Raw genomic sequence first — 26,828 nt, forward strand, 5'->3', positions numbered from 1 at the left:
CGCCTGGGCTAATCACTTCTCCTGGCCCAATGCTCCCCCGAATGTGCAACTTGCAGCTACGTTCCGTTATTTAGTGCGCTGAGTTCACCTTGTCGTTGGGCACCGATCGGTGGCTGCCGGGTCACAGCCCCGCCAAACGCGTACGCAGAGCGTCAGCCTCCGGGCGGCCGAGGCCGACGAAAATCGGCAGGGCCCGGTCGTAGAGGCGCCGGGCTTCGTCCCGGTCGCCGTCCGCCTCGGCGACCTCGCCCGCCGCGGCCAGCGCCCTGGCCACCTCGAACCTCGACCCGACCGTCTCCATGGTGGCTCGCGCGGGTTCGAGTTCGGCCCGCGCGGCCGCGAGCTCCCCGGTGGCCGTGAGGGCGCGGCCGAGCTCGATCCGGGCGCGGGCCACGTTGTAGTCGTCGCCTTCGAGGACGTCACGAGCGCGGGTGAGGTCGGCGATCGCGGCTTCGGGCTGCCCGGCGCGGACGCGGGTGGCGCCGAGGTTGATCAGCGCCAGCCCGACGTCGTGCCGTCGTTCCTGCCGTTCGCTGAGCAGCCGGTCCTCGGTGAACCAGCCGATCGCGTCGTCGAGCCTGCCCTGCTGAAGGGCGACCAGGCCGAGTCCTTCCACCGAGCGGATCTCGACGACTTCGTTTCCCGCCGTCCGTGCGGCTTCGCGGCCCGCCGTGTAGTGCCCGACGGCTTCGTCGTACCGGCCCGTGCCGCGGCAGGCGGCGCCGCTGCGGTTGTGCATCAGCGCCTCCGCCGACGCGTTTCCCCAGGTACGCGCGCAGCGCACCCCGGACTGGCTCACCCGCAGGAAGTCCGGATAGTGCTTGCGCAGCAGGAAAAGCGGCCACATCGCGGCGGCGAGCTGCCAGCCGAGCTCGGGCAGCTGCCACGCTTCGGCTGCCTCGATGGCGGCGATGAGGTTCTCGCGCTCCAGTTCGAGCCAGGCCAGTTCCTCGTCGGACGAGCCGAACAAGACCGGCGACGGCGGCCGGTACTCGTAGCGGTACGGGATCGGATCCTGATCGGGGACGGTCAGGTTCGTGGTCGCCGAAGCCGTGAACAGGTACCACTCGAGCATGCGGCGCAGCGCGATGTCGCGGTCGTACTCGTTGCCCGCCGTCTTCTCCTTGGCGTGCAGCCGCGCGAGGTCGTGGAAGGTGTACCGGTCGTCGCCGCGGTCGATCAGCAGCCCGACGTCGACCAGTTGGTCCAGCAGGTCGTCGGCGACCTCGGGGCGGACGGCGATCGACGCGGCGGCCACGCCGACGCCGAAGTCGGGACCGGGGTGGAGCCCGAGGGCCGCGTACAGCGCGGCCGCGTCCGAGGGGAGTTCGTCGTAGGACAGGTTGAAGCTGGCTTCCACCGATTGCGCCTCTTTCGTCGAGAGCGTGGCCAGTCGACGATATTCCTTCCCCAGCTCGGTGGCGATCTTCTCCAGCGACATTTTCGGGCGCCCCGCCAGCTTGGCGCTGACCGTGGTGAGGGCGATCGGCAGGCCGCCGCACAGCTCCGCGATGGCCTGCGCCTGGGCGGCTTCGGCGCCCACCCGCTCGGCGCCGACGGCGCGTCCGAGCAGTTCGGCGCTGTGCGCGGAACCGAAGGGGGACAGCTCGACCAGCTTCGCGCGATGTTCGGTCTGAAGCCTGCCCAGGCGGCGCCTCGACGTGACGATCACGAGGCTCGTCCCACCGGCGGGCAGCAGCGGAACCACCTGATCGGTCGACGCCGCGTTGTCGAGCAGCACGAGCAGGGGCCGTTCGATGGTGGTCGTGCGGTACAGGGCGGTGAGCTCCTCGACGTCCGCCGGCAATCCCTCCGGCGGGACACCCAGCGCACGGAGGAACCGGCCGAGGACTTCGCTCACGGAGAGCGGCCCGTTGGCGCTGAACCCGCCGAGATCCGCCCAGAGATGCCCGTCCGGGAACCGGTCACCGAGGTGACGGCCCCACGCGGTCGCCAGCGCCGTCTTCCCGATCCCGCCCTGACCACTGATCAGGTGCACCGACGGACCGTCGGTGCCGTCCTGGGTCAGCAGCTTTTCGAGCAGCGCGAGTTCGGCTGTGCGGTTGGTGAAATGCGCGGGCACGGGCGGGAGCTGCCGCGGTCCCGAAGTCACCTGTCTGGTGAGCCGGACCGCCGATCGCTGACGCGGTACCTGTGGCGTGCTGACTTCGCCGACTTCACTGTCACCCGGCAACGGGCTGCCCATCGACCATCCCCTCTTCGGGTTAACCCCAGCGACCGCGTAGAGCATCCCCGTGAAGGTCCGGGGATGACAGCGAAACCGGCCAAATGCGGCCGGATGGACCAAGGCGTGTAACAGGCCCCGGAAAAGTTCCGGCCGCGATGTCGAGAACGTCGTGACGGCTTCGTCCTCGGGTCGATCGCGGCCGACGTGGCCGCACGAGCCTGGAGGACAAGTCATGCGCAAGCTCATCGTTCAGCAGTGGGTCACCGTCGACGGCATCGTCGCGGAGGAGGACGGCGGGCTGAGCTTCGTGTCGGGGGAGCCGTTCTCCGAGAAGACCGAGCCCGCGTTCAAGGCGAGCGTGATGGGGGCCATCGACTCGGTCGACACGATGATCCTCGGCGCGAACACCTACGCCATGGCGAAGGACTACTGGCCCAACGCCGAAGAGCAGGGCGAGTACGGCGAGAAGGTCAACAACCTCACCAAGTTCGTCGCCTCGTCGAAGCTGGAGGACGCCCCCTGGGGCGACTTTTCCGCCGCGACCGTGACACGCGACCCGGCCGCCACCGTCCGCGGGCTCAAGGAGCAGAGCGGCAAGGACCTGTGGCTGTGGGGGAGCCTGCGGCTCATGCGGTCGATGCTGGACGCCGGTCTCGTCGACGAGATCCGGATGATGGTCAGCCCTGTATCGCTCGGCAAGGGGACGCGCCTTTTCGACGACCGGCGAAACCTGAAGCCGATCGAGGCCACCGCTTTCGGCAACGGCGTGGTGATCCAGCGGTACGCGGTCGAGAGCTAGCTCGTCGGGACGACCGGGGCCCGTGTGAGGACGACGGCGAAACCGAAGGCCAGCCCCATCACGGTCAGCTCCAGCGTCGCCCACGCGGCCAGCGCCGTGCGGTTGTGCCGGATGATCTGCGGCATCAGCTTCCAGCGCGTGTACGCGCCGAGGCCCGCGATCACTCCGGTGCACAACAGCTTGAGCAGCACCAGTTGCCCGTACGGCGTGGTGAACACGCCTTCCCAGAACCCGAGCGACGGGTTGAGCGAGATCTCGATCAGTCCGTTGAACAGGCCGGTCGCCGCGCCGAGGATCAGGCACAGCGTCGCCAGTTTGGAGAACCGCGGCAGCGCGTGCGCGAGCAGTGTCCGGTTCCCGACGAGCAGTACCGCCATCGCGCCGAGCCCGCCGGTCCAGGCGACGGCGCTCATCACGTGCAGTTCCATCGAGATCATCGTGTAGTCGTGGTAGTTCCAGTTCGACGCGTGCCCGGTGACCGGCAGCGGCAGCAGCGCGAACAGGCCGAGGCCGACGCGGACCTCGGCAGGCACCTTCTCGCCGTGCTTCAGCGCGAGGATGCCGAGTCCCGCGTGGAGCAGGGCCAGCACCGCGACGATGATCAGTGCCTTGCCCGCGCCGACGTCGGCGATGTAGCTCCCGACGTCCGACATCGACAGCGTGCTGGAGCCCGGCCGGTATTCGGCGGTCTGCAGGATCAGCGCGACGAGCGCGGTGGTCGCCCAGACCAGTGCGGCCGCGACGCTCGCCGGGCGCGCGAGCCGCATGATCGGCTCGGAGAGCTTCGGCCGGTCGTAGCCGACCAGCACCGAAAGCAGCGCCAGCCCGATCGTGGCGACCGCCGAGATGTCCAGCAGTACCCGCACGAGCGGGATCGAGACCGAGACCACCTCACTGACCTGCGCGACCCCCGGTACCGGGGCGGTGGCCGTCAGCGCGACGCCGATCAGGGCGCCGACGATGCCTGCCGTCACCACGCAGAACAGCACGGCGACGCGGGCGCGCGAGGTGGTCTCGGCCTGTGTCATGACCCGCTCTTCTCCTTGTCACCGGCGCCGGTGCGCAACGCGACGGTCAGTCCGACGGCGAGCAGCACGACGGCGCCCGCGATCCACACCCAGATCGGGACCCCGGACGAACCTTCGCCGCCGGTGGCGGGGGTCGTCTCGGCCTGGCCACCGTTGCTGCGCGCGGCGTCGGCCGTCGCCGGGGTGCCGGTGCCCGCGGCGGTGAGGGTGAACGGCACCTCACCGGTCACGGCGTGCCCGTCCGCGGACAGGATCCGGTAGCCGATCTTGTACTCGCCCGCCGGGCCGAGCGGCCGCAGCGGCACGGTGACGGCACTGTCGCGGACCTCGACCTGGCCCTCGGCCCACTGGCCGCCGCCCGGTCCGATGACCGCGATCTGGTTGACGTTCGCGTTCTGGACGTACTGGTCGAACGTGAGCGTGATCTTCGCGGGCCCGGTGGCGACCGAAGCGCCCTTCGCCGGGTCCGAGGAGATCAGGACGTTGTGCGCCAGCGCCGGGGTGGCGGTGGCGAGCCACGCCACCCCGGTGATCGCCAGCGCGACGATCGCTTTACGCATTTACTCGGTTCCCTCGGTGTTGCTCTTGCTGGAAGCGGTCGCGCGGCGGGCGCGCAGGGTGGCACCGGCGCCGACGCCGAGGCCCAGCGCGCCGACGACCAGTCCGGCGCCGCCGAGCCAGCGGGCGGTGTTGTCGGACGACGACGAAGCGTGGGACTCCTCGGCCGTGGCCTTGGTGTCGGTGCCGTGGCCGCCGCCGTGTCCGTCACCGGTCTTCTCGGCGAGCTTCACGCTCGGCGCCGGGTGCTCCGGCTCCTCGCCGGAGGCCGGGGTCGGCTGGTTCCACTCGACGACCTTGCCGTTCTCGTACGTCTGCGTCGCCGGGAACTCGATCGCGTCGACGTTCGTCGGGAACTGGCCCGCGCTGATCTGGAACTCCTGGAACTCGGTCGAACCGGCGGCGATCTTGGTGCCGGGCTCCGCGGTCCAGGAGACCTTGGTGACGGCCTCGGTGATCTGCGTGCCGGACGCGGTGGTCACCGGGGCGGGCAGCTTGGACTTGACGACCTCGGCCTTCCAGCCGGGGATCGGCTTGGTGCGGACCGAGCTGAGCGCGTACTCGGGCTTGAGGGTGACCTCGACCTTGACGGTGCCGGCGTCCTTCTCCTCGTTCGGGACGCGGAAGAAGATCGACCCGTAGCCGCCCTTCGTGGGCTGGGGGCCGTAGACGTTGGCGGTGACGTGGGCCGAGGCGACCCCGGCCGAGAGCAGACCGGCGGCGCCGATCGCGGCCGCGAGGAAACCGGCGCGCTTGAAGACGTGCTTGGACACGAAAACTCCTGAACATGATCGAGACGGCGGGTTCGGGGACCTCGCCGGGATTACGGGGGATCAGCTGGGGTTCAGGAGAACAGCGGCGGGCCGCGCCTGCCGTGGACCCGGCGGAGGTCCACGCGGACGAGGTGGCCGGGGCCCGCCGGACGGGCGAGCGCCGGGGACGCCGTCGCGGCGGCTACCGGGAGGGCGTTGAGGATGAACGGGACCAGTGCGCGCAGGCAGGCGAGGACGCCGAGCAGCAGCCCGTCGGCCTTGGCCAGCAGCAACGCGGTGACCAGCGTGGCGACGACGTGCGCGACGGTCATCGCGAGCCCGCCTGACAGCGGCGCTGGTTCGTCGTGCATGAGCTCGTGGCTGCTCAGCGAACTGAGCACCAGGTGCATCACGACCTGACCGGCGCCGAGGTCGACGATCGTGGCCATCGGCCCGCGCGCCTTCGCGGCGAGCGCGGCCGCGTTCCAGCCGATCAGCACGGTGAGCAACAACGTCATCGCCGTATCGGGTACTTCGCCGTCCCCGATCACGTGAGCGGTCACGGCGAGCGCGGCGGAACTCACGCCGAGCAAGCCACCACGTACAGCGCGTAGCGCGCTTCGGTGATGGCTGCCCTTACTCACGGGTGAAGAGTATTCGACGGATGGCAGGGCGGTCGATGTCCTCCCGGCTGTTGAGCAGTGAGAAAGACACCGTCGGGTCGGCGCGTGCATTTGCCCGATTGAGCCGGATGGGGAACGTTTGCAGGACACAAGGCGGTAAACAGGGGGTTTGACCGCGAGCGTTCTGGGTAGTCAGGCTCCCGATACAGCTACTCCGAATGGGTGAGGAGTCTCACCAGAGGCGGCGGGAGAACCAGCACGCGATGAATCTCTTCGAGTACATCTCGGATCGGTGGGACAGACTCGCCCTTCAGGGGCTCCTCCATGTCAGCGCGGTCGTGCAGTGCACGATCATCGCCGCCGTGCTCGGTGTGGTGATCGGCATCGCCGTCTACCGCAGCCCGATCGGGTCGGCCGTGGCCACGGCGTTGGCGAGCACCATCCTCACCGTCCCCTCCTTCGCCCTTTTGGGGCTTCTCATCCCGGTGTTCGGCCTCGGCGCGAACACCACCGTCATCGCTCTCGTGCTTTACGCGCTGCTGCCGATCGTGCGGAACACGATCGTCGGGCTGAGCGGCGTGGATCCCGCGGTCAGTGACGCGGCCCGCGGGATCGGCATGAGCCGGTTCGGCGTGCTGACCAGGGTCGAGCTGCGGCTCGCCTGGCCCGCGATCCTGGCCGGAATGCGGGTCGCGACGCAGATGCTCATGGGCATCGCGGTCATCGCGGCCTACGCGAAGGGCCCCGGCCTCGGCTCGGAGGTCTTCTCCGGCCTCACCAACGCGGGGAGCACGAACTCCCTCAACCAGGCTCTGACCGGGACGCTCGGCGTGGTCGTCCTCGCGCTGGTCCTCGACGCCGTCTACGTCCTGATCAACCGTCTGACCGTCTCAAGGGGTGTCCGTGGCTGAGTCGACCGAAACCGTATCCGGCGTCGAAATCGAGCTGGAAAACGTCACGAAGCGCTACCCCGGTACTCGCGAGCCGGCGGTCGACGACTTCTCGATGGTGGTGCCCGCCGGCAAGATCGTGGTCTTCGTCGGCCCGTCCGGCTGCGGCAAGACCACCACCATGCGGATGATCAACCGGCTGATCGAGCCGACGTCGGGCCGGATCACCATCGGCGGTGACGACGCGCTGAAACTCGACGTCGACACCCTGCGCCGCCGCATCGGCTACGCGATCCAGCAGGCCGGGCTGTTCCCGCACTTCACCGTGTCGCAGAACATCGCCGTGGTGCCGGGGCTGCTCGGCTGGGACAAGAAGAAGGTCAACGACCGGGTCGAGGAGATGATGGACCTGGTCGGGCTGGACCCGGCCGACTTCCGCGACCGCTTCCCGCGTCAGCTGTCCGGCGGGCAGCAGCAGCGCGTCGGCGTCGCGCGGGCGCTCGCGGCGGACCCGCCGGTGCTGCTGATGGACGAGCCGTTCGGCGCGGTCGACCCGATCACCCGCGGCAACCTGCAGGACGAACTGCTGCGGCTGCAGACCGAACTGAAGAAGACCATCGTCTTCGTCACCCACGACTTCGACGAGGCCGTGAAGCTCGGCGACAAGATCGCGGTGCTCGGCAACCAGTCGCGGATCCTCCAGTACGACACCCCGGACGCGATCCTCGCGAACCCGGCCGACGACACGGTAGCCGGTTTCGTCGGCGCCGGTGCCTCACTCAAGCAGCTGACGCTGCTGCGGGTCCGCGACGTCGAACTGAAGCAGGACGCCCTGACGGCGGCGGTCAGCGAAACGCCGTCGGACGTCCGCGAGAAGCTGACCCAGCAGCGCAAGCATTTCGTGCTGGTGCTCGACCAGCGCCGTCGTCCGATGCGCTGGGTGCACGTCCGCGAGCTGACCAAGGCGACGTCGCTGGCCACCGCCGGCAAACCGCTGCGTGACTCGGTCAGTCTCCAGTCGACGCTGCAGGACGCGCTCGAAGCCATGCTCGCCGAGGGCGGCAGCGTCCCGGTGACCGGCGCCCGCGGCGAGTACGCCGGGACGATCGAGCTCGACACCGTCATCTCGACGATCCAGCAGCTGCGCGAGGAGCACTCCGACGACAACCCGGCGGAAGGTGTGACCGCATGACGGCCGTCGATACCGGGTTCACCACCGGGTCCTCGTCGAGAGGCGCCGAACGGGTCCGGCTGTTCGCCCAGCCCGCGGCGGTCCTGCTGATCGTCGCCGGGGTGCTGATCTGGGTCTTCACCAGCGACCTGACCACGACGGAAAAGGCGACCCTCAACGCCCCAGGGCTGTTCACCGCGCTGCGCGACCACCTGGCGATGACGATCGTGGTCACCGCGATCGTGGTGGTCGTGGCGGTTCCGCTCGGCGTGCTCGTCACCCGGCCCTGGGCGAAATGGGCGGCGCCGGTGTTCCTGGCGGTCGCGAACATCGGCCAGGCCGCGCCCGCGCTCGGTGTGCTGGTGCTGTGGTTCATCGTCACCGGCGCGACCGGCGGACTGTGGGTCGCGGCGCTGCCGCTGGCGTTCTACTCGCTGCTTCCGGTGCTGCGGAACACGATGGTCGGCCTGCAACAGGTCGATCCCTCGCTGATCGACGCAGGTCGCGGCATCGGCATGTCGGCCTCCGGCGTGCTGTGGCGGGTCGAGCTCCCGCTGGCCGTCCCGCTGATCCTGGCGGGCCTGCGGACCTCGCTCGTACTGGCCGTCGGCACGGCGACGTTCGGCATGTTCGTCAACGCCGGCGGATTCGGCCTGCTCATCGACACCGGCTACAAGCTCAACCTGACGAAGGTGCTGATCACCGGTTCGGTGCTCGCCGTCGCACTGGCGCTGCTGGTGGACTGGCTGGGCGCGGTGGCGGAGCAGTTCTTCGGACCGAAGGGACTGCGCTGACATGCGACTGAAAGCGATCCTCGGCGCGATCCTGTTGTGCGGCACGCTTTCCGCTTGCGGGCTCGAGGTCAACACCGCGCTGCCGTACAAGATCGAACCCGGCTCGATCAAGCCCATCGAATCCCTCAAGGGCGTCAAGGTGACGGTGGGGTCGAAGGACTTCACCGAGAACATCATCCTGGGCTACCTGGCCGAGATGGCGCTTTCCGCGGCGGGCGCGGACGTCGTCGACCTGACCGACATCAAGGGCTCGAACTCGTCCCGGCAGGCCCTGCTCGCCGGCCAGACCGACGTCACCTGGGAATACACCGGCACCGGCTGGATCAACTACCAGGGCAACGAACTCCCCGTCACCGGCGGGGAACAAGCCCAGTACGAAGCCACGAAGACGGCAGACGAAGCGAAGTTCGGCGTCACCTGGCTGAACTACTCGCCGCTCAACGACCAGTACGCCTTCGCGGTCACCGAGGCCTACGGCGCGGCGAACAACCTGAAGACGACGTCCGATCTGGCGGCGTTCCTCAAGCAGAAGCCCGACCAGAACGTGTTCTGCCTGGAGACCGAATTCACCAGCCGTCAGGACGGTTTCCCCGCCGCCGTGCGGGCGTACGGGTTCCAGAACCCGGTGATCAAGAACTTCGGCATCGGCACGATCTACTCGGCCGTGGCGAGCGGGACCTGCCCGATCGGCGAGATCTTCACGACCGACGGCCGCATCGCCGGGCTGAACCTGCGCGTCCTCGAAGACGACAAGAAGGCGTTCCCGCAGTACAACGCCGTACCGACGCTGCGGACGGAATTCCTGAACCAGCACCCGGAGATCCGCGGACCGCTGGAAACCGTCGGCGCGGCCCTGGACAACCAGCAGATGATCGAACTGTGCAAGCAGGTCGACGTCGACGGCCGTGACCAGGGCGAAGTCGCCTACGAATGGATGAAGAAGAAAGGTTTCATTAGCTAGGTCGTGAGTGGCTAGGACGGTTCTGACCGTCCTAGCCACTCACGAGCATTGGACCGAAGCTGCGCCGCGCCCAAGTGCAGAGAGCGGTGTCGCGAAAGCCACTTTCGCAACGCTCGGCGCTGTCGCAACGCCTTGATCGAGCAGGTCAGATGCCGAGGCGGTGCAGCAGCTTCCCCTCCAGCTGGTCCAGCTCCCCGGCCACTGCCCGGTGCGCCGCCTTCCGCCGCGCCGCGGGCATCCGCTCCGAAGCACGGACGGTCGCCGAAAGCTGCTCCAGCGTTCCCTGAGTGTCCTTCGCGAAGGCCGCGTCGGCGTCTGTCGCCTTCGCGGACCTCTTCAGCTCCGCGAGCCCCTGTGTCAGCCCCGCGATCCGCGCGTGCAGCGCGGCACCGCGTCCGCTGAACTCGCCGAGCTGGTCGACGGCGACGCCGAGCTTCTTCGCCTGATAACGGTCGTATAGCTCTCGCGCGGCGCCCGCCGCACGAACGGCGTACGGCGCGATGACCGGCAGTACGGCCGGACCGAGTACTTTTGCCACCGCGACGGCGTTCTTCGCCTTCTTCGGGGTGATCCTGCCTTCGCCCTCGATGGCTTTGGCCTTGCGCGCCATGGCACCTCCCACGCTGTGTCACTGACGAACTTACTGGTCCCCGAAGTGGCGGGCATGTCGGCTTGCCGGTCGCCTTCTAGAGTGTTGTCCGTGAGTAACGAGGTGCTACTGGACGCGGGAGCGGTGAGCCGCTGCCGGCGTCGCGTGCACCTGGAACACGACCCGGCGATGCGCGAGGTCCCGCTCGCCCCGCCCGACCCCGCCGCGCAGCAGCGGATCGCCGACGCGTCAGCGCATCGCGACGCGATCGTGCAGCGGCTCATGGACGCGACAGGCCCCGACGCGGGCTGGGTCAAGATCGCCCGCGACCTCCCGGCCGCCGAGCGCGTGCAGCTCACCGAAGAGGCCTTCGCCGCCGAAGCCCGCTACATCTGGGGCGCGCTGCTCCCGGCGGATCGCGCCGGTCACCGGCGTGGCGGCTCCGAACTCCTGGTCCGCACCGGCGCCGGGTACGTGCCGGTGCTGGTCGTGCGGCACCGCATCACCGATCGCGGCGCGGGCGCGCCGACCACGGTGATGACCGACCTCGACCCGGCCAACCGGCTGCCGGACGCGGCACGGAAGGTCCGTTCGCAGCCGCGGGACCAGATGCGGCTCGCGCACCTCTACCGGATGCTCGAAGCGCTCGGGAAGCACGAAGGACACCGCGCCATCGGCGGCGTCATCGGACTCGACGCGGACGTCGTCGTCTGGCACGACCTGTCCGCGGGCACCTGGCCGGGCGGGAAAAGCGCGCTGACGGAGTATCAGAGCCGCTTCGCCGACAGGCTCGCCATCGCGAGCGCGGCCGCCGAGGGCGAGGAGGCGCTCGCCGAACCGTCCCGTGTCCTCGAATGCCGTCGCTGCCCCTGGTGGCCGACGTGCGAGGTCGTGCTCACCGAAACCCGCGACGTCAGCCTGGTCGTCCGCGGCGAGGACGCGATGGAACTCCGCCGCGCCGGGGTGTCCACAGTGGACAAATTGGCCGCGCTCGACCCCGCCGACGAACCCCCGCCGATGAACTGGACCGGCGGCACCTTCTCCGACGCGATCATCCTCGCGCGCGCCTGGCTCGCCGATCTCACGATGGTGCGCAAGGTCGACCGCGTCGAGGTCTCGCGCGGCGACGTCGAGGTCGACGTCGACATGGAGAGCTTCGGTGATTCCGGCGCGTACCTGTGGGGTTCGCTGCTGACCGGCGCCGACATCGGGATGGAGCAGGGCTACCGGGCCTTCGCGACGTGGGAGCCGCTGCCGACCGCGGACGAGGCCCGGTCGTTCGCGGAGTTCTGGGCCTGGTTCTCCGAAGTCCGCGAGCGCACGCTCGCCGCGGGCCTGACCTTCCGCGCCTACTGCTACAACGCACTCGCCGAGAACCGCTGGCTCTTCGGTTCCGTGTCCAGGTTCGGCGAATACCCCGGCGTTCCCACCAAGGCCGAGATCGCGTCCTTTGTGGACTCCGACGAGTGGATCGACCTCTTCCGCAGCGTCACCGACCAGTTCCTGTGCTCGCACGGCAAGGGGCTCAAGGTGATCGCCCCGGTCGCCGGTTTCGCCTGGCGCGATCCGGAAGCGAGTGGTGAGGCGTCGATGAGCTGGTACCGCGACGCGGTCGGCATGGACGGTGACGTCCCGGACGACGCCCAGCGGGAGCGCCTGCTGCGCTACAACGAGGACGACGTCCTGGCGACGCACGCGTTGCGGACCTGGATGACCGACCGCGCGCAGACGTCCGTGCCGTACATGAACGACCTCTGATCTCCCGGTCGCCGGGAGACTTGCGATCACCCGCGCCCCTGCGGATACTCGCTTACGAGTACTCGTGGACGAGGAGGTGCGGTGAAGCGGCGGAAAGTCGGGAACCTGCTGGCGCTGGCGATCCTGTCCACGCTGCACGAGCAGCCGGCGCATCCGTATGAACTGGCCTCGATCCTGAAGAGCCGCAGCAAGGACCGCGACATGGGGATCAAATGGGGGTCGTTCTACACGGTCGTCGGCAACCTGCGGAAACACGGCTTGATCGAGGCCGTCGAGAACGACCGTGACGGCGCCCGCCCCGAGCGGACGGTGTACCGGATCACCGACGCCGGCCGTGACGAAATGCTCGACTGGCTGCGCGAACTCCTCGGCGAACCCGCGGTGGAGGAGCCGCGGTTCGTCGCCGGGTTGTCGGTGATGGCGTGGCTCAGCCCGGACGAGGTGATCGCCCTCCTCCGGGCCAGGCTGACGGCGCTGGACGACGAAATCGCCTCGGATCGAGCGGGACTCGCGCGGCTCCTCGAAGAGATCCCGCGCCTGATGTTGCTCGAGGTCGAGTACCGCCTGGCGATCTTGGCGGCCGAGGTCGGGTGGATCCGCTCGATCCTCGGAGAACTGACTTCCGGCTCGATGCCGGGTCTCGCCGAATGGCGGACCTTCCACGAGACCGGAGAACTACCGGCCGAAAGGGGGAGCACCGGCAGTTGAAAGATCCCCGGCGAGGTGTTGCAGCACCCCGCCGGGGCGACGATCCCGCAACCGGAACCCGGCCACGAGACGGCATCTTGAGGATAACCGGGCTCCGGGCGAATCAACCTGGAGAGACCATGTCGAATATCAAGGACAGAAAACGGTTCAAGCTCCTGCCGGAGATGGGCGGCGCGCTGGCACGGAACTACGCCCGGCAGCGCGGCACCGAACCGCAGATCGAACTCTGGCGGAAGCAGGCCCGCGAACTCACCGCGGACCTGCCGGAAGGCGCGAAGATCCTCGAGGTCGCCTTCGGCCCCGGCTACTTCGCCGTCGAACTGGCGCGGCTCGGGTTCTCGGTCACCGGCCTCGACGTCGCGCCGACGTTCGTCGAGATCGCGAGCGAGTACGCGCGAACCCAAGGCGTCGAGGTCGCGTTCCACGAGGGTGACGTCGCGGGGATGCCGTTCGACGACGAGTCGTTCGACTTCGTCGTCTGCCAGGCCGCGTTCAAGAACTTCGTCTGGCCGGTGAAGTCGCTCGACGAGATGTACCGCGTGCTGCGGCCGGGTGGCACGGCCTTGGTGCAGGACATGAACCGGAACGCGACCGATGGCGACCTGGTGCGCGAGGTCGAGCGCATGAAGCTCGGGAAGCTGGCGAGTCTCGGGGTGCGGCAGGCGTTCGGCCAGCTGCGCCGGCGTGCGTACACGCCCGTCGACTTCAGCGGGCTGGTCGCCGAAACCGCGTTCCGGACCGGTGAGATCACCACTCCGGGTATCAGCCTGGACGTCCGCCTCACCCGTCCCTGACGTGCGATGAAAGGCCCCTTCATCGCGAATTTCGCGATGAAGGGGCCTTTCCAGTCATGCGGTGAAGGCTCAGCGAGGGGCCATGCGCAGCGAGCCGTCCATCCGGACGACCTCGCCGTTCAGGTAGTCGTGGTCGATCAGCGAGAGCGCGAGCTGCGCGTACTCGTCCGGCCGCGCGAGCCGCTTCGGGAACGGGACGCCCTCGGCGAGCGAAGCGCGGAACTCGTCGCTCACGGTCGCCAGCATCGGGGTGTCGACGATGCCCGGCGCGATGGTCAGCACCCGGATCCCGTGCGACGCGAGGTCACGCGCGGCGGGCAGGGTCATCCCGACGATGCCACCCTTGGACGACGAGTACGCCACCTGCCCGATCTGGCCGTCGAAGGCCGCGATCGACGCGGTGTTGATGATGACGCCGCGCGCGTTGTCGGCCAGCGGTTCCGTCTTCGCGATGGCCTCGGAGGCCAGTGTCAGCACATTGAAGGAGCCGATCAGGTTGATCTGGACGACCTTCGCGTACAGGGCGAGGTCGTGCGGGCCCTTCTTCGACAGGATCCGGGCGGACGGCCCGATCCCGGCGCAGTTCACCACGGTCCGCAGCGGCACCCCGGACTCGGCGGCGGTCGCGACGGCGGCCCGTACCTGCTCCGGGTCGGTCACGTCGGCCTCGACGTAGGTGACGCCCTCGACCTGCTCGGCGTTGGCGATGGCACCGGCGAGGTCCAGTGCGAACACCCGCGCGCCCTTCGCCGCGAGCGCCTTCGCGGTCGCGCCGCCGAGCCCGGACGCGCCGCCCGTGACGAGCGCCGCGGTATCGGTGATCTGCATGTTCTCCCTTTCGTCGACAACCGCGTCTAGGTTAACGCTCGTTCGCATCGGGGTAGCGCGTGTGTTGTCTCACGTCGATGGGCGGCATGTCGTGAGGAGTATTCGGTCCTGAAGCATTCCGTTCTCTCGGAGGTCAACTCCGGCTGTCACCTTCAGCAGCATGAGCACTGCTCGGATCGTGGTGGTGGGGACCGGTTACGTCGGATTGACCACGGGGGCCTGCTTGGCCGGCCTGGGGCATCGAGTCACTTGCGTCGATGTCGACCAGGCGAAGGTCGCAAGGCTTTCCGCCGGACGGGTGGACATCCTGGAGCCGGGATTGTCCGAGCTGGTGTCGAGGGGGCTGACCAGCGGAAGACTCGAGTTCGTGGTCGGCGCGCGCGACGCCGTTCGTGACGCGGAAGCCGTTTTCCTCTGCGTGCCGACGCCGATGGGCGCGGGCGGTTCGGCGGACCTGCGGGCCGTCGAAGCCGTGACCAGCGAGATCGGCGACGTCATTCCCGCGGGATGCGCGCTGATCACCAAATCGACCGTTCCGGTGGGGACGTCGAAGCGCATCCAGGCGATGCTCGGCCGCACGGACGTGCCGGTCGTGTCGAATCCGGAGTTCCTGCGCGAGGGCACCGCGGTGGAGGATTTCCTCGGTCCCGACCGGATCGTCGTCGGTTCGGACGACGTCGCGGCCGCCCGCTGGGTCGGCGAGCTCTACGCCGATCTCGCCGCCCCGGTCGTCGTCGCCGACGCGGCCAGCGCCGAACTGGTGAAGTACGCGGCGAACTGCTTCCTCGCGATGAAACTGTCCTACGTGAACTCGATCGCCGAACTGTGCGAACGCCTCGGCGCGGACATCGACCTGGTCACCGAAGGCATGGGCTACGACCGGCGCATCGGCCGCTCGTTCCTCAAACCCGGTCCCGGCTGGGGCGGCTCGTGCCTGCCGAAGGACACCAGCGCGCTGGTCAGGGTCGCCGAGTCGGTGCAGTACGACTTCACGCTGCTCACCTCGGCGATCGAGGAGAACATCGCGCAGCGGGACCGCATCGTCGCGAAGATCGCCGGCGCGGTCGGCGGCACACTGGCCGGTTCGCGGATCGGCGTCCTCGGACTGGCGTTCAAGGCCGGGACGAACGACCTGCGCGACTCGCCCGCTCTCGCGGTCGCTTCCGTGCTGGGCGCGCTCGGCGCGGAACTGACCGCCTACGACCCCGCCGTCGGCGGCCAGATCGCCGGGATGACCGTGGTCGACGACCCGTACCAGGTCGCGAAGGCGGCTGACGCGGTCGTCGTGCTGACGGAATGGGACGAATTCAAGCGGCTCGACTGGACCTACATGGCCGAGCAGATGGACGGCGACTCGGTCGTCGACACCCGCAATCTCCTCGATCCGCAACGGATCCTGGATGCCGGCCTGTCATGGCAGGGAGTCGGGCGGCCGCGGGCGGCGCTGCGGCGGAAGGTCGCCGTCTCCTGACCGTTCAGGACACGAGCGAGACGAGCTGCAGCAGCCCTTCCACGACCTCCTCGGCCGTCGGAGCGTTCTCCGGGTCGAGCATGTGCTGCAGCATGATGCCCGAGTTCAGCGCCGTCGCCACCGCGCCGATCCGGCGCTCGTCGGCCTCGGTGAGGGTGTCCTCGTCGACCCCCAGGATGCCCGCCGCCATCCCGCGCCTACCTTCGCGCTGCGCCGCGGCCAGCTGTTTCCGCAGCTCAGGGTGATGTTCGGACTGTACGAACGCCTCGATCGAGGCGATCCACAGCGGCCGGTTGCGCCCGTAAGAGTCGATCATCGCGCGCCACGACGCCCGATACTGCTCGTCCGCCGAGGCGTTCGGGTCGACAGCTCTCCTCATCTCCAGCTGGACTTCCCTGCCCCAGTCGTCCATCGCCTGCGAGAACGCCGTCAGCAGCAGGGCTTCGCGTGACCCGAAGTGGTAGCCGATCGCCGCGTGGCTGACCCCGGCCGCTGTCGCGATGTCGCGCACCGTCGTGCGTGACCAGCCTTTTTCCCTCAAGCACTGGATGGCGCCCGCCATCAGGTCTTCGCGATTACCCATGCCCGAGATCGTAGACCACGCGGTTTATCCACTTGGTTTAACCAAGCGGCTTGACCAAGCGTGCAAATCTGGCGTACGGTCGTTCCAGCCACCACGAAACCCCTGGGAGCAGCCATGACGACCACCGTTCTGATCTCCGGCGCCGGCATCGCGGGTCCGGCCCTCGCCTTCTGGCTCCGCGAGCGCGGCTTCGTGCCGACCGTCGTCGAGCGCGCCCCGGCCCTGCGCGAAGGCGGCAGCGCGGTCGACTTCCGCGGCGAACAGATGACCCTGCTGGAGCGCATGGGGGTCCTCGAGGACATCCGCGCGAAGGAGACCGCGATGGGCGCGCAGGTCGTCGTCGATCCGCGAGGCAAGAAGGTCGCCGAGATGCCGTCGGTCTTCTTCAGTGGCGAGGTCGAGATCGAGCGCGGAGACCTCACGCGGATCCTTTACGACCACACGAAGAACGACGTCGAGTACGTCTTCGGCGACTGGATCACCGGGCTGGACGAGCGCGCCGACGGCGTCGATGTCACCTTCGCTCACGGCGAGCCGCGCGTATTCGACCTGGTCGTCGGCGCGGACGGGCTGCACTCGGGCGTCCGGCGGCTGACGTTCGGCGACGAAGAACTGTTCCGGACCGACCTCGGTTTCCACACCGCGGGCTTCACCGTGCCCAACCACCTCGGCCTCGATCACCTCGGCATGATCTGCAGCGTCCCCGGCCGGACCGTGATGGCCGCCAGCGGACGCGACGGCTCGGCTCTCAACGTCGGTCTTCTCTTCACTTCCGGCACGGTGGACGTGCACCGGCGCGATGTCGAAGGTCAGAAACGCCTGGTCGCCGAGCGGTTCGCCGACTTCGGCTGGGAAGTTCCGGCGCTGCTGGAAGGACTCGGCGACGTCGACGCGCTGTACTTCGACTCGCTCAGCCAGATCCACCTCGACAAGTGGTCACGCGGCCGGGTCGTGCTGCTCGGTGACGCGGCCTGGTGTGCGGGTCCTGGCGGTTCGGGCACCGGGCTCGCGATGATGGGCGCGTACATCCTGGCCGGTGAACTCGCCGCCGCACGTGGCGATCATGAGGTCGCTTTCGCGCGGTACGAGGAGAAACTGCGCGGACCGGTGAAGGTCTCGCAGAAGCAGGCCGCCGGGATCGGCACGTTCCTCATCCCGACGTCGCGGTTCGTGATGGGCTACCGGAACTTCCTGTACCGGGTGCTGGGTTCGAAGCCGATGACGAAGGTGTTCACGTGGATCACCTCGCGGGCGGCGAACGCGGCGACGCTGGAAAACTATGACGCTCCGGTCGCCACTCGGGGATAGGTTTCGTGGGTGACGGATCCGAAGGAGTTTCGCCGGGCTTGCCACGAGGCGGCTCGGCGAACACGTGGCCAGGTCGTCCGGTTCGTACCAGGCGATCAGGGACGGAACTTCGACACCGGCGAGATCGCTTATCCGCACCGAACCGTCGCGGTGGTGTGGACGCAGGATGGGGACGAGGACGGAAGGCACGAGATCCTCGGTATCGCGGACGCGTTCATCACCTTCGGAACGATAACCTTCGTCGACGAGCCGGGATTGCTGGCCGTTCTGGGGGAGCTTCTTCCTGGCCACCGGTTGTACTCCCGTGCCGAACTCGAAGCGCCGATCGACCCCACGGCGCCGCGCTGGAAGAACCATTACGACGTCAAGTACTGGCGGCCCGACTGTCTCGGCCAGGTTCTCTTCAGCTGCTGGGACTGAAAAAGTAGTTAGCAAGGCGTAGTATCTGGCTGGTGTTCACGACCAGGCCGGAACTGGCCGGCACCCACGGCATGGTGGCATCGACGCACTGGCTGGCCTCGGCCACCGGGATGGCGGTGCTGGAAGACGGCGGCAACGCCTTCGACGCGGCGGTAGCGGCCGGGTTCGTCCTGCAGATCGCCGAGCCGCATCTGTGCGGTCCGGCGGGGCAGGTCCCCGGCATCTTCGTCACCGCGACGGATCGGACGCCACGGGTCCTCGCGGGCCAGGGAGTCTCACCGGCGGCGGCGACACCCGAGTACTTCGCGGACCTCGGACTCGATCTGATCCCCGGCAGCGGCCTGCTCCCCGCGACCGTCCCCGGCGCATGGGACGGCTGGCTGCTGCTCCTGCGGGATCACGGCACGAAGTCGTTGCGCGACGTCCTCGGTTACGCGATCTCGTACGCGCGCAACGGGATTCCGCTGGTCAGCCGGGTCGGTGACACGATCCGCGCGGTCCAGGATCTCTTCACCGAGCACTGGCCGACGTCCGCGGCGCTCTGGCTGCCGGAGGGCAAGCCCGCCGAAGGACTGCATCGCAACCCGGCTCTCGCGGACACGTGGGAGCGGCTGGTCGCCGAGGCCGAGTCGGTCAGCGGCCGTGAGGCGCAGATCGACGCCGGACGTCGCGCGTGGTCGCAGGGTTTCGTCGCCGATGCGATCGAAGCGTTCAGCCGCAAGGCTTTCCGTGACGATTCCGGCCGCGATCACGCCGGTCTTCTCACCGGTGAGGACATCGCGGGCTGGGAAGCGACGTACGAGGACGCGCTGCAGGTCGACTTCGGCGGCTGGGGCCTGGTGAAGATGGGCGCCTGGACGCAGGGGCCGGCGTTGCTCCAGCAGGCGCGGTTGCTGGACGGCCTGCGCGACGAACTGTCCTATGTGGATGGAATTCCGACGGAACGCACCGTGCACTTGGCCGTCGAGGCGGCGAAACTGGCGTTCGCGGACCGCGAGGCCTGGTACGGGGACTCGCCTGACGTGCCGGTCGAGTTGCTGATCTCCCGCGAATACGCGGAAACCCGCCGGGCCCTGATCACCGATGAGGCGTCCGCCGAGCTTCGGCCCGGTGGTCCCTCGCCGCGGCTGCCCGCGATTCTCGAAAAGCTGCGCGGACTCGAATCCGGCTCCGGCGCGACAGGGGAGCCGACGGTCGGGCCGCTGGGGGAGACCCGTGGCGACACCGTGCACATCGACGTCGTCGACGCGGCGGGGAACATGATCTCGGTGACGCCGTCGGGTGGCTGGTTGCAGTCGAGCCCGACGATCCCGGAACTCGGGTTCTGTCTCGACTCGCGCGGGCAGATGTTCTGGCTGGAACAGGGATTGCCGAACTCGCTGGCGCCGCGGAAGCGGCCGCGGATCACGCTTTCGCCGTCGATGGGCCTGCGCGACGGCGAACCGGTCTTGGCGTTCGGGACGCCCGGCGGGGACCAGCAGGACCAGTGGCAGCTGTGTTTCTGGCTGGCGCACACGCTCGGCGGGCTGAATCTGCAGGAGTCGATCGACTCGCCCGCGTGGCATACGACCGCGTTCCCGAGTTCGTTCTATCCGCGCTCGTGGACACCGCGGGAACTGGTGGTCGAATCGCGGCTCGGTCAGTCCACAATGGACGCTCTCGCCGCACGCGGCCACGACGTCGTCGACGCCGGACCTTGGTCGCTCGGACGACTTTCGGCCGTCTCACGCACCGGCGGTGTGCTTCGCGCCGCCGCCAACGCGCGGGGAATGCAGGGCTACGCCGCCGGCCGCTGACGCTCTCCTGCCGTGAAGGCCTCCTTCCCTACCTTGAGGGTAGGGAAGGAGGCCTTCACGGCGCACGGCGTCCTCCCACCCCGTGCCCCAGTTGTCCACAATGACCCCCGTCTGTGGACAACTCCCTTCAGCTCCCCTCCCGACCCCTCATCGGCGATAGACTGGCTTCGGGGTCGCCCCCCTGGGACGGGTGGGGGGTGGGGTCAGTGACTCAAGAGCGCGGCTGTTCCCACAGCCAGAATTCGATGCCCTGGTCGTCCACGCAGTCGGCGCTCAGGCCGTAGGGCTGCTGTTCGGTTTCGCCTGCCTGGCCGCCTTGGGCGCGCACGCGGTCGAGGGCGGCGGCGAGATCGTCGACGGCGTACATGACCTTCCAGCCCACCTGCCGCCCAGGGCCGCCCCAGAGCCCGCCCTGCAGGCCGGAACCTTCGACACCCCAACCACCTTCGACCCGGCCGGGCGAAAACTGCCAGCCGAGAACGGCGCCGTAGAACGCCTTCGCGCGCGCGTCGTCCGGAACCTGGAAGGTGAAGTAGCTCGCTTCGCCATGCCGGATCGGCAGAGCGCTTGAAGCGGATCGAGGCGCCGCCTGTGCGAGAAGCCACCGCTGACCGTACGGGTCCTTGATCTCCCCGGTCAGCCCGTGGCCTTCGTTCGCGACGGGACGCCGCAGCTCCCCGCCCAGTTCCACGGCCCGCGCGGCCGACGCGCGCACGTCCGCGACCTCGACCCGGATCAGCGGGCCACCGACGGGCGCCACGACGATGTCCAGTTCCGGGAACTCTTCCGCGAACATCAGCACGCTGTCCCCGATCGCCAGTTCCGCGTGCCCGACCCGGCCGTCCTCCATCACGATCGGCTCGGCCCGACGCTGCGCCCCGAGCACATCGACATAGAAGTCGAGCGCGGCGCGGGCATCGGTCACCACGAGATACGGCGTCAGAGAGCGTACTTCGGCTGTCATATCGGCTCCGTTCAAGACGGCGCGACGCAGGTTGTCGCGCAGTTCGGCGGCGAAGAGCGGGTCGGGGTCCACAGGCTGCGAGGGCGCGCGAAGCGCGTCGAATGGATCAGACATCGCGACCCTCCTTCTCCCGGTAAGCACGCCGGAACGCGGCACGCGCCCGCACCAGCAACGCCTCCGTGGCGTGCACCGTGCGCTCGAGGTGGACGGCGACCTCCGGGACCGGAAGGCCGTCGACATAGCGAAGTGTCAACGCGGCTTGATGATGCGCCCCGAGCGACGCGAGCACCTCGCGCGCCAGGAGGGCGTCCAGCCGCTCGTCCCACGGATCGGTGTACTCCTCCTCGTGGACGAGCCGCAGCCCGCGTTCCTCACGTTCCTTGCGCCGCCAGTGATCGGCGAGCTTGTGCCGGGCCACGCCGATCAGCCATCCGGTGCTCACCGGAGGCGCGGACTCCTTGCGACAGGCACGCACCGCGCCGAGGAACGTCTCGGACGTCAGTTCCTCGGCGAGCGTGCGATCACCGCACCGGGACAGCAGGTACCCGTAGACCTCCGGCAACGCCGCCTCGTACAGCGAAAGCAGCGCGAAGGCCGGGTCCCGATGCACCCGTGGTTCCGTCACATCCCCATCGTCGCTCGGGGAGCCACAACTCCGACGGGTGAAATCGAACTTTCTAGACCCGCGGGTCCGGCAGCCGCCGCGCCACCGTGATCACGCCGACCGTCAGCACCGCCTGAATCCCGATGACCAGCACGAACGCGCCCTTCATCCCGAGCGATCCCGACCCGACGGACGCGAACAACGTGCCCAAGGTCGCCACTCCCAGCGCCATCGCGGCCTGCTGCGACGTCGTCAGCATTCCGCTGCCGACCCCCGCGATCTCCGTCGGCACCTTCGACAACACGATCCTGAACACCGTCGTCATCGCGAGTCCCTGACCGAGACCGCACAGCAGCATCCCCGGCGCGAAATCGAACAGTCCCAGCTCCGGCCACCCCATCAGCACGGTGCCGATCAGCACCAGCAGCCCGAGCAGCTGGATCGAAAGACCGGCGGCCACCACCCGCTGCCCGAACCTGGTCACCAGACGGCTGCTGACCAGGCACATCCCGAAGAACGCGAGCGAAAGCGGCGCCGTCACCAGCCCGGAATCCAGCGGGCCGAGGTGAAGACCGTCCTGCAGCGTCACCGCGAAGACGAACATGAACGCGCTGAACCCGATGAAGAACGGCACCCCGACCAGCAGCCCCTGCCGCACGCTCGGCATCCGCATCACCGACGGCGGCAGCAACGGAACCCCGCCTTGGCGTTCCATCCGGCGTTCGACGTGGACGAACCCGGCCGCGGCGAACGGGAACACCACGAGCAGCGCGACCGTCCACAGTGGCCAGCCCAGCACCGGGCCCTCCGCCAGCGGGAGCAGCAGCGACACCAGGGCGATCGCCAGGAAAACCGTGCCAGGACGGTCGACGCCGATCGGGTTCCGCGAGCGGCTCTCCGGGATCAGCTTCCTGGCGACCACCAGGCCCACGATCCCGACGGGCACGTTGATCAGGAAGATCGGCCGCCAGCCCGTGCCCCAGAGATCGGCGGCGACCAGCGCCCCGCCGAGGAACTGGCCGAGCACCATCGAAAGCCCCGCTGTCGCACCGTAGAACCCCAGCGCCTTGGCCCGGCGTTCACCGGTCGTGGTCGCCTGGATGATCGACAGCACCTGCGGCAGCATCAGCGCGGCCGCCGCCCCCTGCGCGGCCCTCGCCAGTACCAGCGTCAACGCCGTCGGCGCGATCCCGCAGAGCAGGGAAGTGACGGTGAACGAGGCCAGCCCGATCAGGAACAGCTTGCGGCGGCCGAAGGCGTCGCCGAGCCGCCCGCCGACCACGAGCAGCACGGCGTAGGCGATCCCGTAGGCCGCGACCACCAGTTCCAAGGTGGCCGAAGAGGTGCGAAGGTCGGAGCTGATCGCGGGCAAGGCGATGTTGACGATGAAGAAATCGATGAGGGGAAGTGCCGTCCCCAACAGCACGGTGAACAGGCCCGCTGAGGTCAGGGCCGGTCCGGCGGCGACGCGGGTGGGCGTCACCGGAACTTGCGTCGAAGTCATGGATACCACGATCAACCGATTCCGACCCTGGTACCAGGAGTGCGTTTATCCTGGTACCAGCACTACCTGGTAACCGGCTTCGAGCTTTGCGAACCTGATGAGGTGACCATGACCACCGATTCGCGAGTGGCCGACATACGACGGCACGAACTGGCCGCCTTCCTGCGCAGCCGCCGTGAGCGCATCACCCCGGACCAGGTCGGCCTGCCGATCAGCGGCAGGCGCCGCACACCGGGGCTGCGCCGCGAAGAGGTCGCGCAGCTGGCCGGGGTCGGGGTCACCTGGTACACGTGGCTCGAACAGGGACGCGACATCAACGCGTCCGAGCAGGTACTCGACGCGATCTCCCGCACGCTGCGGCTCGACCCGTACGAGCACACGCATCTGTTCACCCTCGCCGGCGCGCCCGAGCCGCCGCTGGAGAAGGACTGCAAGCTCCTCAGCGACAACGTCTACCGGATGATGGCGAAACTGGAGCCCTTCCCGGTCTGCGTGCGCAACGCGCGCTGCGACATCCTCGCCTACAACCGGGCGTACAACTGGCTGATGGGCGACCTCGACGCGATCCCGTTCGAGGACCGCAACACCCTGATCCAGTGCCTGACCAACCCCGCGTGGCGTCAGCGGCTCCCGGACTGGGAGCTCAACATCCCCCGCGTGGTCGCCGGTTTCCGCGCGGCGATGGCCGAACACCTCGCCGAACCCGCGTGGAAGAACCTGGTCAAGCGGCTCCGTCAGGAGTCGGACGTCTTCGAGCGGATGTGGAAGGAACACGACGTCTCCACCGAGCGGATCGTGCTTAAGCGATACCTGCATCCGGACGTCGGCCTGCTGCGGTTCGAATTCTCGTACCTGTACCTCGGGCGGCGCTCCGAGATCTCCCTGGCCACGCTCACCCCGGCGGACGAGGAAACCGCGGCGAAACTGCCCAGTTCCTTCTGACGGGGGAGGCGGACCAGGCTCACGAGGGAGTTCTTCCGTCGTGTGAAAGCCGACGCTGAGTGCATGACAGCAGCCATGGCCACTCCCAAGATCTCCAGTTCCCGCCTGATCGTCTGCTACGCCGCGATCCTGGGCACGCTCCCGTACCTGACGCTCAAGGCGTCCTGGGTCACGGGCGGCAGTCTCGGCCTGCGAGATCCGTCCTTTGTGGACTCCGATCTGATGCTCTTCGCGAACCTGCTCACCGGCGGGATGGACGTCGTCGCGGTGGTGCTCGCGCTGGCGTTCACCTACTCCTGGGGCCGCCGGATCCCCGCACCGCTCGTCCTGTTCCCGATCTGGATCGGCACCGGACTGCTCGCGCCGATCGTGCTGAACCTCCCGGTGATCGTCGCCGACCTGACCAAGACGCAGCTGACCGAGATGCCGCTGGAGAACTGGGTCTGGGCCGTCGTCTACGGCGGATTCGCCTGGCAGGGAGTGCTGCTGCTGACCGCGTTCGTGCTCTACGCCCGCGATCGCTGGTGGTTCGTCGTCACCGGCACCGTGCGGTCGGGGACGATCGGCGTGGCGGGCGGGCTCGGCATCGCCGCCGCACTCGTCACCGCGATCGGCCACACGACCTGGGCGTTCGGCTCCGGCGGCCTGTCGGCCCGCGGCCAGGACATCGTGATCGCCCTGCTCGGCGTGCTTGCCGCGATCGCGCTGGCGACCGTGTCGCGAGGATGGTTCTGGCCGCGGCTGGTGCTGGTGTGGACCGGCGCCGGGGCGATGGCGGGCTCGGGGGCGTGGGGCCTGTTCGGCGCGTTCACGATGGGATCCGCCGGGCACGTGCCGGTGCTGGCCGTCCAAGTGATCGGCGGGGTGCTGATGATGACCGCGGTCCTGCGACGGCTACCGCACGCGGCGTAGCTGAGAAGCCGCTTTTCAACGGACGCGGTACGCCTCCACCCCAGGTAGCTTTCGTCCTGTGCTGCTGAAAGAACGGTATCCGTGGAGCCCCTGGGCGGGCCGCGTACTGCGCGTGGTCCTGCCGCTGGGGTTCGTCCTCGGTACGACGAGCGGCGCGTCCCGCTGGCAACCGGACATGCCACCGCTGACCACGTTCGGCGCACTCTGGCTGATCGCCACCGCACTGCCGCTGCTGGTGGTCCACCGGTACCCGATGCCGATCTTCCTGCTGACCTCCGCGCTGACCTTGGGCTACTACGCGTCGGACAACCCCGGCGGCCCGGTGATCGTGCTGCCGACCATCGCGCTGTTCATGCTCACGAAGATCCGGGGGCCGATCGTCGCGAGCATCACCGGCGGGTCACTGCTCGTCGCCGCCGGGATCGTGCTGTTCGTCCGGCACGGCTTCGGCACCTTCGACGTCCGCGCCGGCCTGGGTGTCGTCTGGGTGATCGCGGTCGTCGGGATCGGGACGGCGGTGCGCAACGGGATGGCCGCCGCGCGGGCCCGCCGCGAGCAGGCCGACGAGCACCGGCACCGGATGGCCGAGCAGGAGCGGCTCACCATCGCCCGCGAGGTCCACGACGTCGTCGCGCACAGCCTCGCGATGATCAACGTCCAGGCCGGGGTCGCCGCTCACGTCGCCGACAGGCGCCCCGAACAGGCAAAAGAGGCGTTGCTGAACATCAAGGAGGCGAGCGCTTCGGCGCTGAAGGACCTTCGCGCGACGTTGGCCGTGCTGCGTTCCGGGGAGGACAAGGCGCCCGCGCCGAGTCTCGCCCAGGCCGACGAGCTGTTCGAACACGCGCGGGCCGCCGGGCTGGAGGTCCGTGTCGACGGCGAGCCGGGGGAGCTGCCCGCCCCGGTCGACGGCGCCGCGTACCGGATTCTGCAGGAATCGCTGACGAACGTGGTCCGTCACGCGAACCAGGCGCGCGGCGTCGACGTCAGGTTCGAGCGGAAAACCGGTGCGCTGGCCCTGCTCGTCCGCGACGATGGCCGTGGCGCCGTCGAGCCCGCGCCCGGTCACGGGCTGCGCGGGATGGCCGAACGGGCGGCCGCGCTGGGCGGCACACTCACGACGTCCGTGGTGGACGGCGGTTTCCAGGTCCGCGTGGACTTGCCCATCGAGGGGGAACGATGACGATCCGGGTGGTCCTCGCCGACGACCAGGCGCTGGTACGCGCCGGTTTCCGGGTGCTGCTGGAGACCGAAGACGGCTTCGACGTCTGTGCCGAAGCGGGCGACGGCGAGCAGGCTGTCGCGGCCGCCGTCGAGCACCGGCCGGACATCGTGGTGATGGACATCCGGATGCCCGGCGTCGACGGGCTCGAAGCGACGCGGCGGATCACCGCGAATCCGGAGCTGGCCGGGGTCAAAGTCCTGGTCCTGACCACTTTCGACGTCGACGAGTACGTCTACGAGGCGTTGCGCGCCGGCGCCAGCGGCTTCCTGCTGAAGGACACCGAGCCGGTGGAGCTGCTGCGGGCGCTGAAGGTGGTCGCCGCGGGCGAGGCGCTGCTGGCGCCGACCGTGACCCGGCGGCTGATCGCCGAGTTCGTCGACCGGCCGGAGAACCGCCGTATCGACGTGAGCGCCGTCCGCGAGATCACCGACCGCGAACGCGAGGTCCTCGGCCTGGTCGCCGGCGGTATGTCGAACGACGAGATCGCGGCGCAGCTGGTGATCTCGACGGCCACCGCGCGCACGCACGTCAGCCGCATCATGACCAAGATCGGGGCGCGTGACCGGGCGCAGCTGGTGGTGCTGGCCTACGAGTCCGGCCTGGTCAGCCCTCGGCGGCCGTGAGGTTCCCCCAAAAAGCTGAGATTGCGAAAAAAGTG

At 68.8% G+C, this 26,828-nt stretch carries 27 protein-coding genes; 16 read left to right on the plus strand and 11 right to left on the minus strand.

What is annotated here, in order from left to right:
• Positions 1–121: 121 nt before the first annotated feature.
• On the minus strand, positions 122–2,206 hold the full coding sequence (locus tag AMYAL_RS0118205) for a tetratricopeptide repeat protein (RefSeq protein WP_020632737.1): 2,085 nt from the start codon (positions 2,204–2,206) through the stop codon (positions 122–124).
• A gap of 214 nt (positions 2,207–2,420) precedes the next feature.
• Between AMYAL_RS0118205 and AMYAL_RS0118210 the strand changes: the two genes are divergently transcribed.
• Positions 2,421–2,987: a dihydrofolate reductase family protein gene (locus AMYAL_RS0118210; protein ID WP_020632738.1), complete on the plus strand. Its 567-nt coding sequence runs from the start codon at positions 2,421–2,423 to the stop codon at positions 2,985–2,987.
• Here AMYAL_RS0118210 and AMYAL_RS0118215 read toward each other — a convergent pair.
• The 4 genes from AMYAL_RS0118215 to AMYAL_RS0118230 form a co-directional block, all read right to left on the minus strand.
• Positions 2,984–4,015, minus strand: coding sequence for a copper resistance D family protein (locus AMYAL_RS0118215; RefSeq protein ID WP_020632739.1), 1,032 nt, complete (start codon positions 4,013–4,015; stop codon positions 2,984–2,986). The genes AMYAL_RS0118210 and AMYAL_RS0118215 overlap by 4 nt on opposite strands.
• Entirely contained in the window at positions 4,012–4,575 is a 564-nt protein-coding gene (locus AMYAL_RS0118220; RefSeq protein ID WP_020632740.1) for a copper resistance CopC family protein, read from the minus strand. Before AMYAL_RS0118220 ends, AMYAL_RS0118215 begins: the two co-directional genes overlap by 4 nt.
• The gene (locus tag AMYAL_RS0118225; protein ID WP_020632741.1) at positions 4,576–5,346 is read right to left on the minus strand and encodes a YcnI family copper-binding membrane protein; all 771 of its coding nucleotides are present in this window, start codon (positions 5,344–5,346) and stop codon (positions 4,576–4,578) included. It abuts the gene before it with no gap.
• A gap of 71 nt (positions 5,347–5,417) precedes the next feature.
• Entirely contained in the window at positions 5,418–5,909 is a 492-nt protein-coding gene (locus AMYAL_RS0118230; protein WP_093976493.1) for a hypothetical protein, read from the minus strand.
• Positions 5,910–6,211: 302 nt separating this feature from the next.
• Here AMYAL_RS0118230 and AMYAL_RS0118235 point away from each other — a divergent pair, with 302 nt between their 5' ends.
• Genes AMYAL_RS0118235 through AMYAL_RS0118250 form a run of 4 tightly spaced genes read left to right on the plus strand, consistent with a single transcriptional unit; the run spans position 6,212 to position 9,764 of the window.
• A complete protein-coding gene (locus AMYAL_RS0118235; protein WP_020632743.1) occupies positions 6,212–6,859 on the plus strand; it encodes an ABC transporter permease in 648 nt (215 codons plus the stop codon).
• Positions 6,846–8,030, plus strand: coding sequence for an ABC transporter ATP-binding protein (locus tag AMYAL_RS0118240; protein ID WP_020632744.1), 1,185 nt, complete (start codon positions 6,846–6,848; stop codon positions 8,028–8,030). The genes AMYAL_RS0118235 and AMYAL_RS0118240 overlap by 14 nt, the downstream gene beginning before the upstream one ends.
• On the plus strand, positions 8,027–8,803 hold the full coding sequence (locus tag AMYAL_RS0118245; RefSeq protein ID WP_020632745.1) for an ABC transporter permease: 777 nt from the start codon (positions 8,027–8,029) through the stop codon (positions 8,801–8,803). Before AMYAL_RS0118240 ends, AMYAL_RS0118245 begins: the two co-directional genes overlap by 4 nt.
• 1 nt (position 8,804) lies before the next feature.
• Positions 8,805–9,764 (plus strand): glycine betaine ABC transporter substrate-binding protein, encoded by a 960-nt coding sequence (locus AMYAL_RS0118250; RefSeq protein ID WP_020632746.1) that lies wholly within the window; start codon positions 8,805–8,807, stop codon positions 9,762–9,764.
• Positions 9,765–9,909: 145 nt separating this feature from the next.
• Here AMYAL_RS0118250 and AMYAL_RS0118255 read toward each other — a convergent pair whose 3' ends face one another.
• A complete protein-coding gene (locus tag AMYAL_RS0118255) occupies positions 9,910–10,374 on the minus strand; it encodes a DUF6474 family protein (RefSeq protein ID WP_020632747.1) in 465 nt (154 codons plus the stop codon).
• Between the two features lie 54 nt (positions 10,375–10,428).
• On the opposite strand from AMYAL_RS0118255, the gene AMYAL_RS0118260 reads away from it, so the two are divergent.
• From AMYAL_RS0118260 to AMYAL_RS0118270, 3 genes are all read left to right on the plus strand, one after another.
• Entirely contained in the window at positions 10,429–12,111 is a 1,683-nt protein-coding gene (locus tag AMYAL_RS0118260) for a TM0106 family RecB-like putative nuclease (protein WP_425332238.1), read from the plus strand.
• Between the two features lie 81 nt (positions 12,112–12,192).
• Positions 12,193–12,819, plus strand: coding sequence for a PadR family transcriptional regulator (locus tag AMYAL_RS0118265; RefSeq protein ID WP_020632749.1), 627 nt, complete (start codon positions 12,193–12,195; stop codon positions 12,817–12,819).
• Between the two features lie 119 nt (positions 12,820–12,938).
• Positions 12,939–13,613 (plus strand): class I SAM-dependent methyltransferase, encoded by a 675-nt coding sequence (locus AMYAL_RS0118270; RefSeq protein WP_020632750.1) that lies wholly within the window; start codon positions 12,939–12,941, stop codon positions 13,611–13,613.
• Between the two features lie 69 nt (positions 13,614–13,682).
• On the opposite strand, the gene AMYAL_RS0118275 is transcribed toward AMYAL_RS0118270, so the two are convergent.
• On the minus strand, positions 13,683–14,441 hold the full coding sequence (locus tag AMYAL_RS0118275; RefSeq protein WP_020632751.1) for an SDR family NAD(P)-dependent oxidoreductase: 759 nt from the start codon (positions 14,439–14,441) through the stop codon (positions 13,683–13,685).
• A gap of 160 nt (positions 14,442–14,601) precedes the next feature.
• On the opposite strand from AMYAL_RS0118275, the gene AMYAL_RS0118280 reads away from it, so the two are divergent.
• Positions 14,602–15,912 (plus strand): UDP-glucose dehydrogenase family protein, encoded by a 1,311-nt coding sequence (locus AMYAL_RS0118280; protein WP_084702128.1) that lies wholly within the window; start codon positions 14,602–14,604, stop codon positions 15,910–15,912.
• 4 nt (positions 15,913–15,916) lie between these two features.
• On the opposite strand, the gene AMYAL_RS0118285 is transcribed toward AMYAL_RS0118280, so the two are convergent.
• Positions 15,917–16,495 carry a TetR/AcrR family transcriptional regulator gene (locus AMYAL_RS0118285; protein ID WP_026467206.1) on the minus strand — a complete coding sequence of 193 codons (579 nt, stop codon included), beginning with the start codon at positions 16,493–16,495 and terminating at the stop codon, positions 15,917–15,919.
• 114 nt (positions 16,496–16,609) lie between these two features.
• Here AMYAL_RS0118285 and AMYAL_RS0118290 point away from each other — a divergent pair, with 114 nt between their 5' ends.
• The 3 genes from AMYAL_RS0118290 to AMYAL_RS0118300 are packed head-to-tail and all read left to right on the plus strand — an operon-like array spanning position 16,610 to position 20,019.
• Positions 16,610–17,803, plus strand: coding sequence for an FAD-dependent monooxygenase (locus AMYAL_RS0118290; RefSeq protein WP_020632754.1), 1,194 nt, complete (start codon positions 16,610–16,612; stop codon positions 17,801–17,803).
• Positions 17,804–17,812: 9 nt separating this feature from the next.
• Complete coding sequence (locus AMYAL_RS0118295; RefSeq protein ID WP_020632755.1) at positions 17,813–18,223, plus strand: hypothetical protein; 411 nt, start codon at positions 17,813–17,815, stop codon at positions 18,221–18,223.
• Positions 18,224–18,255: 32 nt separating this feature from the next.
• A complete protein-coding gene (locus AMYAL_RS0118300; protein WP_020632756.1) occupies positions 18,256–20,019 on the plus strand; it encodes a gamma-glutamyltransferase family protein in 1,764 nt (587 codons plus the stop codon).
• Between the two features lie 211 nt (positions 20,020–20,230).
• Here AMYAL_RS0118300 and AMYAL_RS0118305 read toward each other — a convergent pair whose 3' ends face one another.
• The 3 genes from AMYAL_RS0118305 to AMYAL_RS0118315 are packed head-to-tail and all read right to left on the minus strand — an operon-like array spanning position 20,231 to position 23,091.
• Positions 20,231–21,097: a VOC family protein gene (locus AMYAL_RS0118305; RefSeq protein ID WP_020632757.1), complete on the minus strand. Its 867-nt coding sequence runs from the start codon at positions 21,095–21,097 to the stop codon at positions 20,231–20,233.
• On the minus strand, positions 21,090–21,608 hold the full coding sequence (locus AMYAL_RS0118310) for an RNA polymerase sigma factor (protein ID WP_020632758.1): 519 nt from the start codon (positions 21,606–21,608) through the stop codon (positions 21,090–21,092). Before AMYAL_RS0118310 ends, AMYAL_RS0118305 begins: the two co-directional genes overlap by 8 nt.
• A gap of 52 nt (positions 21,609–21,660) precedes the next feature.
• Positions 21,661–23,091, minus strand: coding sequence for an MFS transporter (locus AMYAL_RS0118315; protein ID WP_020632759.1), 1,431 nt, complete (start codon positions 23,089–23,091; stop codon positions 21,661–21,663).
• Between the two features lie 108 nt (positions 23,092–23,199).
• On the opposite strand from AMYAL_RS0118315, the gene AMYAL_RS0118320 reads away from it, so the two are divergent.
• The 4 genes from AMYAL_RS0118320 to AMYAL_RS0118335 all read left to right on the plus strand — a co-directional run bounded on the left by AMYAL_RS0118320 (position 23,200) and on the right by AMYAL_RS0118335 (position 26,793).
• Positions 23,200–24,033: a helix-turn-helix transcriptional regulator gene (locus tag AMYAL_RS0118320; RefSeq protein ID WP_020632760.1), complete on the plus strand. Its 834-nt coding sequence runs from the start codon at positions 23,200–23,202 to the stop codon at positions 24,031–24,033.
• 63 nt (positions 24,034–24,096) lie between these two features.
• Positions 24,097–24,945: a hypothetical protein gene (locus AMYAL_RS0118325; protein WP_245192945.1), complete on the plus strand. Its 849-nt coding sequence runs from the start codon at positions 24,097–24,099 to the stop codon at positions 24,943–24,945.
• Positions 24,946–25,003: 58 nt separating this feature from the next.
• Entirely contained in the window at positions 25,004–26,128 is a 1,125-nt protein-coding gene (locus AMYAL_RS0118330) for a sensor histidine kinase (protein WP_020632762.1), read from the plus strand.
• Complete coding sequence (locus tag AMYAL_RS0118335; protein ID WP_020632763.1) at positions 26,125–26,793, plus strand: response regulator; 669 nt, start codon at positions 26,125–26,127, stop codon at positions 26,791–26,793. Before AMYAL_RS0118330 ends, AMYAL_RS0118335 begins: the two co-directional genes overlap by 4 nt.
• The last annotated feature ends 35 nt before the right edge of the window (positions 26,794–26,828 follow it).

The organism is Amycolatopsis alba DSM 44262 (assembly GCF_000384215.1).
In the GTDB taxonomy this organism is placed as follows: Bacteria; Actinomycetota; Actinomycetes; order Mycobacteriales; family Pseudonocardiaceae; genus Amycolatopsis; species Amycolatopsis alba.

Excerpts from the sequence above, each read along its gene's own strand:
- AMYAL_RS0118325 (WP_245192945.1), top strand. The coding sequence starts at position 24,097 with ATGACAGCAGCCATGGCCACTCCCAAGATCTCCAGTTCCCGCCTGATC.
- AMYAL_RS0118270 (WP_020632750.1), top strand. The coding sequence starts at position 12,939 with ATGTCGAATATCAAGGACAGAAAACGGTTCAAGCTCCTGCCGGAGATG.
- AMYAL_RS0118320 (WP_020632760.1), top strand. The coding sequence starts at position 23,200 with ATGACCACCGATTCGCGAGTGGCCGACATACGACGGCACGAACTGGCC.
- AMYAL_RS0118315 (WP_020632759.1), bottom strand. The coding sequence starts at position 23,091 with ATGACTTCGACGCAAGTTCCGGTGACGCCCACCCGCGTCGCCGCCGGA.
- AMYAL_RS0118220 (WP_020632740.1), bottom strand. The coding sequence starts at position 4,575 with ATGCGTAAAGCGATCGTCGCGCTGGCGATCACCGGGGTGGCGTGGCTC.
- AMYAL_RS0118285 (WP_026467206.1), bottom strand. The coding sequence starts at position 16,495 with ATGGGTAATCGCGAAGACCTGATGGCGGGCGCCATCCAGTGCTTGAGG.
- AMYAL_RS0118250 (WP_020632746.1), top strand. The coding sequence starts at position 8,805 with ATGCGACTGAAAGCGATCCTCGGCGCGATCCTGTTGTGCGGCACGCTT.
- AMYAL_RS0118260 (WP_425332238.1), top strand. The coding sequence starts at position 10,429 with ATGTCGGCTTGCCGGTCGCCTTCTAGAGTGTTGTCCGTGAGTAACGAG.
- AMYAL_RS0118205 (WP_020632737.1), bottom strand. The coding sequence starts at position 2,206 with ATGGGCAGCCCGTTGCCGGGTGACAGTGAAGTCGGCGAAGTCAGCACG.
- AMYAL_RS0118335 (WP_020632763.1), top strand. The coding sequence starts at position 26,125 with ATGACGATCCGGGTGGTCCTCGCCGACGACCAGGCGCTGGTACGCGCC.
- AMYAL_RS0118215 (WP_020632739.1), bottom strand. The coding sequence starts at position 4,015 with ATGACACAGGCCGAGACCACCTCGCGCGCCCGCGTCGCCGTGCTGTTC.
- AMYAL_RS0118280 (WP_084702128.1), top strand. The coding sequence starts at position 14,602 with ATGAGCACTGCTCGGATCGTGGTGGTGGGGACCGGTTACGTCGGATTG.
- AMYAL_RS0118255 (WP_020632747.1), bottom strand. The coding sequence starts at position 10,374 with ATGGCGCGCAAGGCCAAAGCCATCGAGGGCGAAGGCAGGATCACCCCG.
- AMYAL_RS0118290 (WP_020632754.1), top strand. The coding sequence starts at position 16,610 with ATGACGACCACCGTTCTGATCTCCGGCGCCGGCATCGCGGGTCCGGCC.
- AMYAL_RS0118275 (WP_020632751.1), bottom strand. The coding sequence starts at position 14,441 with ATGCAGATCACCGATACCGCGGCGCTCGTCACGGGCGGCGCGTCCGGG.
- AMYAL_RS0118245 (WP_020632745.1), top strand. The coding sequence starts at position 8,027 with ATGACGGCCGTCGATACCGGGTTCACCACCGGGTCCTCGTCGAGAGGC.
- AMYAL_RS0118305 (WP_020632757.1), bottom strand. The coding sequence starts at position 21,097 with ATGTCTGATCCATTCGACGCGCTTCGCGCGCCCTCGCAGCCTGTGGAC.
- AMYAL_RS0118235 (WP_020632743.1), top strand. The coding sequence starts at position 6,212 with ATGAATCTCTTCGAGTACATCTCGGATCGGTGGGACAGACTCGCCCTT.
- AMYAL_RS0118210 (WP_020632738.1), top strand. The coding sequence starts at position 2,421 with ATGCGCAAGCTCATCGTTCAGCAGTGGGTCACCGTCGACGGCATCGTC.